General features: G+C 59.2%; 10 protein-coding genes. 7 read left to right on the top strand and 3 right to left on the bottom strand.

Going from position 1 to position 12,475, the window contains the following annotated elements; genetic code table 11:
• Positions 1-322: 322 nt before the first annotated feature.
• Complete coding sequence (locus MWU49_RS16175) at positions 323-2,329, bottom strand: SDR family oxidoreductase (RefSeq protein WP_246974313.1); 2,007 nt, start codon at positions 2,327-2,329, stop codon at positions 323-325.
• A gap of 260 nt (positions 2,330-2,589) precedes the next feature.
• Here MWU49_RS16175 and MWU49_RS16170 point away from each other — a divergent pair, with 260 nt between their 5' ends.
• From MWU49_RS16170 to MWU49_RS16145, 6 genes are all read left to right on the top strand, one after another.
• Positions 2,590-3,222 carry a TetR family transcriptional regulator gene (locus tag MWU49_RS16170; RefSeq protein ID WP_246974311.1) on the top strand — a complete coding sequence of 211 codons (633 nt, stop codon included), beginning with the start codon at positions 2,590-2,592 and terminating at the stop codon, positions 3,220-3,222.
• A gap of 115 nt (positions 3,223-3,337) precedes the next feature.
• Positions 3,338-3,655, top strand: a complete 318-nt coding sequence (locus tag MWU49_RS16165) for a hypothetical protein (RefSeq protein WP_246974308.1) — start codon at positions 3,338-3,340, stop codon at positions 3,653-3,655.
• Positions 3,656-3,779: 124 nt separating this feature from the next.
• Entirely contained in the window at positions 3,780-4,457 is a 678-nt protein-coding gene (locus MWU49_RS16160; protein ID WP_246974307.1) for a nitroreductase, read from the top strand.
• Positions 4,458-4,531: 74 nt separating this feature from the next.
• Positions 4,532-4,900 carry a putative quinol monooxygenase gene (locus tag MWU49_RS16155; RefSeq protein WP_246974306.1) on the top strand — a complete coding sequence of 123 codons (369 nt, stop codon included), beginning with the start codon at positions 4,532-4,534 and terminating at the stop codon, positions 4,898-4,900.
• A 172-nt stretch (positions 4,901-5,072) separates the two neighbouring features.
• Positions 5,073-6,002, top strand: a complete 930-nt coding sequence (locus tag MWU49_RS16150; RefSeq protein WP_246974305.1) for a MoxR family ATPase — start codon at positions 5,073-5,075, stop codon at positions 6,000-6,002.
• Positions 6,002-7,396 carry a VWA domain-containing protein gene (locus MWU49_RS16145; protein ID WP_246974304.1) on the top strand — a complete coding sequence of 465 codons (1,395 nt, stop codon included), beginning with the start codon at positions 6,002-6,004 and terminating at the stop codon, positions 7,394-7,396. The genes MWU49_RS16150 and MWU49_RS16145 overlap by 1 nt, the downstream gene beginning before the upstream one ends.
• A gap of 5 nt (positions 7,397-7,401) precedes the next feature.
• Here the strand turns inward: MWU49_RS16145 and MWU49_RS16140 are convergent, their stop codons facing one another.
• A complete protein-coding gene (locus MWU49_RS16140; RefSeq protein ID WP_246974303.1) occupies positions 7,402-9,822 on the bottom strand; it encodes a hybrid sensor histidine kinase/response regulator in 2,421 nt (806 codons plus the stop codon).
• Between the two features lie 207 nt (positions 9,823-10,029).
• On the opposite strand from MWU49_RS16140, the gene MWU49_RS16135 reads away from it, so the two are divergent.
• The gene (locus MWU49_RS16135) at positions 10,030-10,581 is read left to right on the top strand and encodes a porin family protein (RefSeq protein WP_246974302.1); all 552 of its coding nucleotides are present in this window, start codon (positions 10,030-10,032) and stop codon (positions 10,579-10,581) included.
• 390 nt (positions 10,582-10,971) lie between these two features.
• On the opposite strand, the gene MWU49_RS16130 is transcribed toward MWU49_RS16135, so the two are convergent.
• Positions 10,972-12,309, bottom strand: a complete 1,338-nt coding sequence (locus tag MWU49_RS16130) for an AarF/ABC1/UbiB kinase family protein (protein WP_246974301.1) — start codon at positions 12,307-12,309, stop codon at positions 10,972-10,974.
• Positions 12,310-12,475: the final 166 nt, after the last annotated feature.

Here is a 12,475-nt window from a genome sequence, read left to right as displayed (position 1 = left end):
GGCAAAACCGTTGCAGTGTTCGAAGCCTGTTTTTGGATCCTCGAAACTCGTTCCTGCACCAGTCATTTCATCCCCGCAGGAAACAGGCCGGCAAGTCTCTCGACGGTGAATGGACAAAAAACTGATATGTATCAAGGCGGGGGAGTGGTGGTCGCGAGACTATAGCTGCGGGACATGGTCCCGCTGCGTATGCTTCCGGTAGTCTCCGGAACATTTTAAGGCCCCGCTTGCGGGGCCTTTTCTTTTGGCTGCTCCGCAGCAGCAACACGCAACACGCGCGTGTTGCGTGTTGCGTGTTGCATGATGCGTGCAGCGTTTCTTCTTACCAATGAATCCCCTTGAACAGCCGGGAGAAGGCAGCCTGTTCGCGGCTGATCTTCTTCGGGGTGTTTTCCTTGCCGCCCAGGGCTGCGGCGGAATCCGAGAACAGTTTGTAACCCGTGTTCATGATGGTTTCCGTGACCTTGGGGGTGAGGAAGTGCATTACCTGGCCCATGATCCCCAGGTTGGTGGCGATGCGCTTGGGCTGGCGCACGATGGCATCGCAGATCATGTCCGCCGCCTGAGTGGGGCTGATGGTCGGCACATGGTTGTACATCTTGGTGGGCGCGATCATCGGGGTGCGCACCAGCGGCATATTGATGGTGGTGAAGCGAATCCCTTCGTGGGCCAGCTCACTGGCGGCGCAACGGGTGAATGCATCCAGTGCCGCCTTGGAAGCCACATAGGCAGAGAAGCGCGGCGCATTGGTGAGTACCCCGATGCTGGAGATGTTGATCACGTGGCCACCGCCGCGCTCGATCATGCCAGGCATCAGCTGCATGATCAGTCGCAGGGCACCGAAGTAGTTCAGCTGCATGGTGCGCTCGTAATCGTGGAAGCGGTCGAAGGAATGCACCACGGAACGGCGAATGGAGCGACCGGCATTGTTGACCAGCACATCCACGTGGCCGTGATCGGCGATAACCTTCTGAACCAGTTGATCCACGCTGTTGAGATCGGAGACGTCACAACTGTAGGCCTGGGCGGTTCCGCCCAGCTGGTCGATCTCGTGCAGGGTTTCGTCGAGTTTCTCCGCGGTTCTTGCCACTACCAGTACGGTGGCGCCGGCTCGGGCCAGCTTGAGAGCGGTGGCCTTGCCGATGCCGGAGGTGGCGCCGGTGACCATGACGACCTTGCCTTCTACTCGCTCGGGAAGAGTAGGCAGGGGCTGCAGTTCATCCTTGCGCTCGCCGCGGTCCGGGTCCAGATGGTTTTCCCAGAAGTCCCACAGTTGCTGGATGTAGCCTTGCAGTTCCGGTGCCTCGATACCGCTGTCTGACAGTGCTGCCCTGGCGCGACGATTGTCGTATTCGGTGGGGAACGTCAGGAACTGCATGGCAGAAGGCGGAATATCCAGGTTTTCCAGCGCGGCATTGAGCACCATCTTCGGGGTCATGGCGCTGACGCCTTTCTTGACGATGCCGGGCACGGAATTGAACAGGCTGTTATCCAGCTTCACCGGCCAGCGCGGCGCCTGGGCGGCCCCGGCAATCACGTCCATCATCTCGCCCAGACTGTATGAGCGGTCGGCGGTGAGATGGAAGCACTGGCCATTGCCTTCTTCCTGATGGGCGATGTGATCCAGGGCATCGGCCACGAAGTCCACCGGCACGATGTTGAACTTGCCACCTTCCACGCCCACCAGCGGCATCCAGTTGGGCAGCACATCTTTCAGTTTCTGGATGAACTTGAACAGGTAGTAAGGGCCGTCCACCTTGTCCATTTCGCCGGTTTCGGAGTGGCCCACCACCATGGATGGGCGGTAGATGCGCCACGGAATGCTGCTTTCCTGGCGTACCAGTGCTTCGGATTCATGCTTGGTGAGCAGGTAGGGGTCATCCAGACCGGTGGCCTCATCGAACATGTCTTCGCTGAATACGCCGTCATATAGGCCGGCGGCGGCAATGGAGGAAACGTGGTGGAAGCAGCCTGCCTGGAGTTTCTCGGCCAGCTTCAGGGTTTCCCGGGTGCCTTCGATATTGGTGTAACGCTGGCTGTTCTCGTCAGCGGTCAGGTCATAGATGGCTGCCAGATGGAAAAAGTGATCGATCTGGCCGGTCAGATCATCCAGATCCCGCTTGCTGACACCCAGTACCTTCTCATTGATGTCGCCATGAATGGCCACCAGCTGATCTGCATCCACCCCCAGACGGCGGCGCAGCGCATCCAGTTTGTATTCCGAGCCGGCGCGCACCAACGCAAAAACGCGGGCATCCTCACGCTTGAGGAGACGAGCAACCAGAAAACGGCCGATGAAACCTGTGGCACCGGTAACGAAGTAATTCATGTTAAGCCCCTTGTAGCTTCCCTGCTGCCAGCTTGATCCGGCAGTCATGTGTTGTAGCGCCTCGAGGAGTCACTCATAGGCTCCTCAGATAATGCGCCGCCAATGCTGCGGGTGACAAATTATCCCGCCTTACATTTGTTAGGCGAATTCTCGTTCAGCTAACACTTGTTTGTCAAAGGTTGTTTTGTAACCGGCTTGTAGTTGCCATATGAACCTATTTCATGGGATTATTAAACCTAACAGTTGTTAGTGGTACGGTTATGGCAGAGACAGTGCGGCAACGCCAGAAGCGGCAAACCCGGGAGCGAATCCTGGCGGCGGCGCGCACCCTGATGGAGGGTGGGCGCGGCCTGGACAGCCTGGGCCTGAGGGAAGTGGCGCGGGAATGCGGGCTGGCGGCCACTTCCATTTATAACCACTTCCCTGACATGGATGCACTGGGTCTGGCATTGATTGACTCGTGCTGTTTCCGGCTTCGTTCGGCCATGGAGTACGAGCGTCGCAGCATGATCGAAATCGGCCCCGCCCAGGCGGTGGATGAACTCGTGTCTCGCTTTGTGCGCTACCTCAATGAGCATGGCAACGACTTTCGTCTATTGGTGCAGCAGCGTCTGGGCAGCCATGATCGTTATCGGTTGCGTATCCAGCGTGAGTTGCAGCTGCTGGTGGATGAGCTGGCCGAGGATGTGCGTCAGGCGGTAGCGGCCCGGGGCGGTGTCGGGGTGCCGGCAGAGCAGGAAGCAGAGGCGGCCATTGCGATCATGTTTGGTTCCGGGATTTCCATGCTCGACAGCAGTGCCGCTGCCCGCAGGGTGCTGGCGGAGCATGCTCGGCTGCAGCTTCAGATGCTGGTATTGGGTGGCCGGGCCATGGCTTCAGGCGAACGGCTATAAGCTGCTATAGTGTGACTGGAGTCACGGGTTTTGCCCCGTGAATGCCCTATAAGAGGGCAGTCTAAAGAGTGCGCCCTCGCATGGAAGAAGGCGAGCCACAAGTCAGGAGGTGGCAATGGCATTCGATTCAAGGGATCCCTACGACGCTGCGGCGTTGTACGACATGTGGCTCAATTGCAGCCGCTGCCCCACCACGTTCGATTTTGAGCCGGGCGGGCAGATTAACCTCGATTATTACCACCGGATCGGCCAGCGTGCCCGCCAGGAGCAGTGGGCGGTGTTGCCGGCACCCAGCCAGGGTGGTGAACTGGTGTTTACCATTCTCTGTCCGGATTGTGCCACCCGCCTGGGGGTGCAGGGCTTTGAGGGGCGTCTGGATGGTGCCGAGCCGATCATCGACCAGATCTGTGAGGCCATGCTCAAGGCTTCCTGAGCGGTTTTTCCAAAGTCCATGGGGGTGAGCGTTCCTGTCATCGCCCGGTGGCTCCTGTCTCGCTAGACTGCAGCACTGGCATGATTTGCCAGTCCGTTCGTTGCCATGCAGTCAGGAGCCTTTCATGAACGCCGATTCCATTACCCTTGCCGATGCCCTCAAGCAGCGCCGTTCAGTGCGCGGTTTTCTCGACAAGCCCGTGCCGCAGGCTGTACTGGAAGAGGTGTTTTCCCTGGCGCAACATGCGCCCTCCAATTGCAATATCCAGCCCTGGCAGGTGTGGGTAGCCAGCGGTCAGTCCCGTGACGTCCTGCGCGAGCGCATGGTGGATAAGGTCAGCCGTGGGGTGCCCTTCGAGCCTGACTATGACAGCCTGCCGCGCTTTGAAGGCGTCTACCGGGATCGCCAGGTAGATTGCGCCATGGCGCTTTACGGCAGCATGGGCATCGCCCGGGAAGATCGCGAAGGGCGTCGCCGTGCCGAGCTGCGCAACTTCCAGCTGTTTGATGCCCCTCATGTGGCCTTTATTGGCATGGACAAGGCGTTCGGGGTGACTGTGGCCCTTGATGTGGGTATGTACATCCAGTCACTGCTGCTGACCATGAGTGCCTATGGCCTCGGAGCCTGCGCCCAGGGCAGCATGCGCTACTATCCTGCGGATGTGCGTGAGATTCTGGGTATTCCGGACAGTACCGCCATCGTGCTGGGGATCAGTTTCGGCTACGAGGATCCTGAAATCGAGGCCAACAACACCCGGGTGGGCCGGGCGCCACTGCAGGAGTCGGTACGCTTCTGCGACTGAGGCAGACCGTGGGGCCGGCAGGAGGATGAAAAATATGCTACAATGGTCGTTTTCCTGCAGCGGTTCCCCTTTTCATGTCCATGATCATTGTCAAAGGCTCGTTTCCCATCAAGGCAGACCAGCAGCCAGTTGCGCTGGATCTGGTGCAGGCGCTGGCCAGTGCCTCCCGCAAAGAGCCGGGCTGTCTGTCCTATGAGGTGTATGTGCAGGCAGACGAGCCGCGGGTGATCATGGTGTGGCAGCAGTGGAGCAGCCTGGATGCGCTGGAAGTCCACTTTGGCTCCGAACATGTGGATGCCTTCCTGGATGCCATTCCTGATCTGATTGACGGTGAAGTGCACTCTGCGCGCTATGATGTGAGCAGCGTGGATGGCGAGCCGGTACTGGAAGAGGTTCAGGATATTGCCCCGCTGGTGCTGGCGGACAATATCACTCTGCATTGATATTCTGCCCGGCGTCCTTCCCGCTGGCGTTTACATGCCCTTTCATTCCTTTTTTCATCTCTGGTCATTTCTTTTTATGTCCGGGCAGGTGCCGACATGCCGTTGTCGCTTCAGCCCGTGTCTGTCGGGCTGCGACTCAGGTAGTCTTTAAGGTTCCAGTGCAGGAGCCTTCATGAAGACTCGTATTGATTCCGTAGAAGACATTACCCGCAATTTTGCCGAGCAGGGTTATATCTGTAGTGACCAGATTGCCCTGGCGATCTATCTGGCGGCCCAGTTGCACAAGCCGGTGCTGGTGGAAGGGCCGCCCGGGGTCGGCAAGACCGAGTTGGCCAAGGCCGCGGCGGCCTTTCTGGAGGCGCCGCTGATTCGTCTGCAGTGCTACGAAGGGCTGGATGAAAGTCGCGCGCTGTATGAATGGAAATACGGCAAGCAGCTGCTCTATACCCAGCTGCTGCGAGACAAGTTAGGCGGCATGCTGGCGGATACCGATAGCCTTGAGGCCAGCATGTCCAGGCTGGGCGATCTGGGCGAGGCTTTCTACAGTGAGACCTTTCTGGAGCCGCGCCCGTTGCTGCAGGCCCTGCGCAGCGAGGAGCCCGCGGTATTGCTAATCGACGAAATCGACAAGGCGGATCAGGAGTTCGAGGCCTTCCTGCTCGAGCTGCTGTCCGATTTCCAGATTTCCATACCCGAGATGGGAACGGTCAAGGCTCGCCATCAACCCTTGGTGTTGCTTACCAGTAACGACCAGCGTGAGCTTTCTGATGCGCTCAAGCGGCGTTGTCTGCATCTCTATATCCCCTACCCGGAAGCGAGCCATGAGGCAGCAATTGTGGCGGCCCGGGTGCCGGAGCTTGAGGCCGAACTGCGTGAGCAGCTGGTGGCCTTTATCCAATACCTGCGCGAGCAGGAAATGAAAAAGCTGCCGGCGATTTCCGAGACCCTGGACTGGGCCCGGGCGCTGGTGTTGCTGCATGCGGACAGTCTTGATCAGGCCATGGTGGCGGACACGCTCAACCTGGTGTTGAAAACCGAGCAGGATGTGACCCTGGCCCGGGAGTTGTTGCCTGCCTGGTTGCGCAAGTTCGGGAAGCGCTGATGCTGTCCCGCCGACTGTCGGAATTTGTTCAGGCGCTGCGTGGGGCGGGATTGCGAGTTTCCCCGGATGAGGCGGCCATCGCCATGCAGGCGGTGGCGCTGGTGGGGTATGACTCACGGCAGCGGTTTCATGATGCGTTGGCGGTCAGCCTGGTCAAGGAAGAGCAGCACCGGGCCGCTTTTGAGACCACCTTTGAGCGTTATTTCGAGGGGCATCCTCAGGGGCAACAGGAGCAGGAGGGTGACGCTGCGGGAGCGGAGGCCGGGTCTTCAGGAATGCCCCCGGCACTGGATTCCGCTGATGGTGATGGCCTGGAGGGGAGCCCCGGTGAGCAGGAGGGCGCGGAACTCAATGCCTTGCTGTCTTCCAGTGCAGAGCAGTTGCAGCAGCGCATGGCCGAGGCGGCGGCGGGCATGGATTTCACCCGGATGGAGGTGATGACCCAGCAGGGGCTCTATACCCGCCGGCTGTTGATGAATATGGGCATGGGGGCGGTGGATGATCGCGTATTGCAGCTTGCTCAGGGCAGTGCGGCGGACGAAGCCCGCGCCGATAGCTTGCGGGAGTGGCGCAGTCAGGTTCGCGAGCAGGCCGCCAGTCTGGTGCGTCGACAATTCCTGCTGCATGGTGCGGCAAAGGGGCGAGAGCTTCGCGAGCAGACCATGCGCCAGGTGGCCTTCCGGGATCTGCGTGAGTTTAACGAGGTGAAGACACTGGTGCGCAGGATGGCCCGTCGGCTGGCCAGCGCCCACCAGCGGCGCCTGAAGGTGGCGAAACGCGGACAGCTGGATGCCCGCCGCACCCTTGGTCGCAGTATCCGCCATGACGGGGTGCCTGTGTCACTGGTGTGGCGGCGCAAGCCGCCGCACAAAAGCCGGGTCATGGTGATCTGTGATGTGTCCAGTTCGGTCAGTGATGCCGCCCGCTTTCTGTTGCAGTTTCTCTACGCGCTCAATGATGTGCTGCCGCGGGTTCGCAGCTTTGCCTTTGCCTCGCAGTTCGATGAAATCAGTGACGATTTTCAGCGCTATCCGCCGGATGTGGCTGTAGGCAGGGTGCTGGATCGTTTATCCGGTAGTGGTACGGATTACGGGGCCATGCTGGAGGATTTTCTGGGCCGCTGCGAGCGAGAGCTGGATCGCCATACCACGGTGATTATTCTCGGTGATGCACGCAATAACTACCTGCCGGAACGGGCCGAGCTTCTGGGGCAGATTCGCCGACGGGCCAAGCAGGTCTGGTGGCTGAATCCGGAAGCACGCCGTCAGTGGAACAGTGGCGATGCGGTCATGGCCAGCTATCTGCCGCACTGCAGGGTGGCTCACCGTTGTGCCAACCTCAATGATCTGGAGCGGCTGGTGGACAGTCTGCTGACGAGTCTGCGTGCAGACTGAGCGTGTCAGGCGCTGCGGCCTGTGGCTCTGCGGATATCCGGATCGCGCAGAATCTGCTTGAGAGTCATCAGCAGGCGTTCGCTGTTGATGGGTTTGGCCAGATGGCCCACCATCCCGGCATCGTGACAAGCCTGGATCTTGTCCGGTACTGCGTGGGCGGTGAGGGCAATGATCGGCACTCTTGGCAGGCGACCTTCCTTCTGCAGTTTGATAATGGCTCGGGATGTCTCGAAGCCATCCATTTCCGGCATCTCGCAATCCATCAGAATCAGGTCGAAAGGCTCTTCGGCGGACAACAGTACGGCAATGGCTTCCATGCCGCTCTCCGCTACTTCGGTGCTGTAGCCGATCTTCTTGCACAGTCCTTCTGCCACCATCAGGTTGATGTGGTTGTCATCCACAATCAGCAGGCGGCCGCCGGAGCGGGTGGTATCGATAATATCCGTAGGTGCGGCAGGCAGTGAGGCGCTGCCATCCGTCTTCGGCAGCGGCAGGCGGAACCAGAACCGCGAGCCTTCGTTGCGGCGGCTGTTGACGCCGATCTCGCCGCCCATGATCTCGACCAGCTGCTTGCAGATGGCCAGCCCCAGGCCGGTGCCGCCGTAGCGCCGGCTGGTGGAGCTGTCTCCCTGCTGGAAGTGATCGAACAGGTTGGTTATCTGCTCCGGGCTAATGCCGATGCCAGTGTCGATTACCTCGAAGAGTACGTAGTCGGCATTGTCGCCGTCGCGCTGGGCAGACAGGGTGATGGTGCCGTTGTCGGTGAATTTCACCGCATTACTGATCAGGTTTACCAGGATCTGGCGCAGGCGCACCGGATCACCGATGCAGTAGTGGCCCAGGTTTTTGCCCAGCTCACAGGTCAGTGTGTTGGATTGCACCCGGGCCTTGTGCTGGAACAGGCCCAGGGAGTCGTTGACCAGTCCGTGGAGATCGAAACGGGTCTGCTCGATGGGCATCTTGCCCGCTTCGATACGGGAGTAATCGAGAATGTCGTTGATCAGGTTGAGCAGGCTGTTGCCGGACTGTTCGATGATGTTCAGGTTGTGCTGTTGCTCGTTGTTCAGTGGCGAGGTCTTGAGCATGTCCACGGTGCCGATAATGCCGTTCAGCGGCGTCCTAATCTCGTGACTCATTACTGCCAGGAACTCGCTGCGGGCACTGAGGGCGCTGTTCAGTTCCTGGGTGCGTTCCTCCACCCGCTGTTCCAGGGCTTCGGTAGCCTCACGCTGGATGCGGGCGTTTTCGCTCTTCAGTACGGTCATCCGGTGCGCGAGGGCAAAGGACAGCAGCACGGCTTCCAGGAAGGTGCCCACTTGCATGATGTTCTCGATCAGCCAGCTGCCTTCCACCACGCCAAACGCCTTGAGGATGAAGATGGTGGTGGCTACCGCCACTGACAGGAAGGCGAGCAGGAAGTAGCGGGCCGGGCTGTAGCCCTGATAGATCAGCCACAGGGATAGCACCAGCATGATGAAGGGCCAGGGCAGTACCGCGGCGGTGGTGATCTGGATGCTGTAATGGAAGCTGATCAGGGTGAAGGGAATGGCCACCAGTGACAGGATGGTGACCACGGTGATCACCCTGCTCATCAGCGGCAAACGTGTGCGCAATTCCAGGAAGTGCTGGACGAACAGCATCGAGAACGCCAGCGTCAGCAGATTGAATATCGGTAACGAGTAATGATTCCAGATCGGGGAATCCGGCCACAGCCACTGATAACTCAGGCCTTCGCGGGTAAACAGATTGAGTCCGAAGGTGCCCAGATAGAGCACGTACAGCAGGTAGCTGGGCTCGCGAATGGACATGAAGATCATCAGGTTGAAGATACACATGGCGACGATGGCGCCATAGTAGATGCCGTACAGCAGGGAGATCTGGTTGTCCTGCTGGCTGAAGGCCACCGGGGTCTTGATGCTGACCGGCATTTCGATGACATTGTCGCCCTGGGCGCGTATCAGCAGGTAGCTGCGGTCCAGTGGCGGAAAGCTTTGCAGGCTGATCAGGTGGTAGTGGCGGAACTCCCGCTGGCTGAAAGGGATCCGGTCACCCATGCGCTGGTGATCGATGGCATTGCCGTTGCGATCAAACAGATAGATGTCAAGAAAGTCCAGGTGCGGTCGGCTGATGCGCAGGAACCAGTAAGGGAAGCGGGTGTTGTTATCCAGCGTGACCAGAAACCATTGCAGGCCATTCTGAAAGCCCTGTGACGGGTAGCGGGTGGTCAGGGTGGTGCCATTGCCTTCACGCAGGGCCTTGAGGGCGGTACTGGGCGTCAGGCTGTGGTTCGGGTCGGACAGCCATTGCATGCCAACGGCGGCCTGATACTCCTGCTGGTCTTCAGTCAGGGTAAGGCTGTGGCCCAGCAATGGCAGTAACAGTGCCATCACCATGAGCCCAATTGGCAAGACGCGTCCCTTAGTCATTCCCGATCCTGTTATTTGCTGTTATGTGGACCTGTCTGGTCAGGGGTTGCTGGAACCTCGGGTGCCACGGTGGCCGCCTGTTCTTACCGTTTTCGGCGGCGGTGGAACCGGAACCTGACCTGATTTTACAGAATTTACCGGAATAACAGGAACATTGCGCCTGACCGCATCTCGAAATATCTGACTTAATTGGAAAAGGAGTCTCGAATGAAAGTCATGATGCGAGGAGCACTGATGTTGTCCGGTTCGCTGTTGGTGGCGCCAGTCGCCTGGGCCGCAGGCCCGTATATTGGCGGCAATTACAGCCAGATTCAGTACGACAATGAAGAATTCGACACGGATACCCTGAAGATTGATGCGGCGACAGTGAGCGCCGGGTTTGAGCTTTCCGAGTTTCTTGCCCTGGAGGCCCGTGGGGGTGTGGGGCTGGATGAAGATTCTCAGGGAATCGCCGATTTCGAGCTGGATCACCTTTATGGCGGTTACCTGAAGCTTGGCGTGCCGATCAGTGAAACCGTGCGCCCGTACGTGATTGGTGGTTACACCAAGGCGAAGGGGACAGTGTCTGCCGAGGGCGAGTTGGCGGGTGTGAACTACTCGTTCAGTGACAGCGAAAATTTCGAGGATGAGTCCTTTGGTGCCGGCCTGGATGTGAATATCACCGACACGCTCGGCGCCAATCTGGAGTACATGCGCTATATCGATACGGATGAGGAGGAGATTTCCGGTATCAGTGTGGGGCTGCGTTCAGCCTTCTAATGGTGACGGTTTCTCGCAAGCTCGTGTTAACAAGCCCGGCCACCACAAGGTGGCCGGGCTTTTTTTGCCGCTCTGCGGCCGCAGCACGCTTCATGCAACACGCAACACGCAAAGATCAAAATCGGATTTACCACAGAGGTCACAGGGTTCACTGAGCGCGAATTGCGGAGTGCTGCTGTCCTCGTTTTAGCAGCCCCTCTGGAGGGGCGAACAAAACCCGGGATCATAACCCCCTTCTTCCGCAAGCTGTCCCCCATGGCATCAATCTCACTCAGGGTGGAGTAAAGCGCTGGAGCAGCAGCTTCCCGCAAACCCGCGATGAACCTTTTTTGGGGGCAGGGGAGGGGCGAGCGTCAGGCATCGGGCATCTGGCGTCTGGCCGCACCTCAATCAGCCCCCGGCACGTTTTCCTTCGCCGAGGGCCTTTTCCAGATTGGGCCGGAAGGCCGCATTGACCCCCAGGTTCATCAGCGTCCAGTAGTGGCCGCTGACCACCCGTTCGATGAGCAGGGAGCGTGGTGAAGGCTGGAACTTCATCATCTGCTCCAGAGGCGTTTTACGCACCTGCTTCATGATGTCGGTGTGCAGCTGCGAGTTGGCAAAATCAAACGGTTCACTGGAGAAGGCGCGCAGTAACATCTCGATCCAGGTGGCGTAGAACTGGTCGCTTACCTCCCCATCCTGCTTGCGTGCGCCCAGCGTCTGCAGCAGGCGGTCCAGCTGCTGCCAGTCTTGCTGCAGGGCGGTCTGCACGATGCGTCGCAGCAGGTCTGCGTCTTCGCCGGGCAGGCGTTTTACCGCGCCAAAGTCATACATGACAATGCTGCCGTCGGGACGGAAGGCAAAATTGCCGGGGTGCGGATCGCAGTGCACGGTGCGAAAGCGAAAGATCTGCTCGCCGATGGCGTCAAACAGTCGCTCTCCCAGCAGGTTGCGGGTGGCCTGGTCAAAACCGTTCTGTGCGTTGGCCTGTTCCAGTGGGGTGCCCGTTTCCAGGCTCAGGGTAAGCACCTTTTCGCTGGAAAGCTGATCGTACACAGAGGGGATCACCAGCCACGGCTGGTGCTGGTGGAACTCCCGGAACTGGTTCAGGTTGATGGCTTCCTGGTGGTAATTGAGCTCTTCTTCCAGCTGGTTTCGAATCTCCCGGAACACCCCGTCCAGGGCGGCTTCGTCCACTTTCAGGAGGCTGCCCAGACGGAGGATGCGACGCAGATGCTTCATGTCGGAATCGATGGACTCCTTCACCGCCGGATACTGTACTTTCACTACCACCTCGTCGCCGTCCAGGGTGGTGGCGCGGTGCACCTGGCCGATGGAGGCAGCAGCGAAGGGGGTTTCCTCGAAGTGGGCAAATCGTTCGTCGATGCTGCCTTGCAGTTCGCGCTCCAGCTGGCGGCGAATCACGTGAAACGGCATGGGGGCGGAGGCATTCTGCAGCACCTTGAGTTGCTCGCTGATTTCCCGCGGCAGGATGTCCTGCATCTGCGAGGCAATCTGCCCAACCTTCATCACCGCACCCTTCATTTCCCCAAGGGTGGCGGCCACTTCCTTGCCAATATGCTGCATCAGCTTTTCCCGGTCAGCGGCCCTGGCGCTGTCCGACTGGAACAGGCCCTTGACCTGATGGCCAGCCACGCGGGTGGCAATGGAAGTGGTCATACCGGTAAGGCGGAAAAGTCGCCCGGTAGTGGTGGTGGGGCGTTTGCGACGGCGCTGCTCAGCCATGATCTCTCTCGTAGCGATGTATTGTGTTGTTATTCAGAGAATAACTTAGCGCCGCGGGGTAAAGGCTGTACAGGGTAGAAAGGGACAGTTCCTGTCTCAATTGGTCGACAGGAGCGGTCAGTCGGCTATTTCAGGAGCGAGTTGCGAGTAGCGTGCTGCTTGTTGC

Origin of the sequence: Alcanivorax sp. S6407 (genome assembly GCF_023016115.1) — a bacterium.
Classification (GTDB): domain Bacteria; phylum Pseudomonadota; class Gammaproteobacteria; order Pseudomonadales; family Alcanivoracaceae; genus Alcanivorax.
The sequence above is the reverse complement of the archived record's forward strand: the minus strand, read 5'-3'. Positions and strand labels throughout refer to the sequence as shown.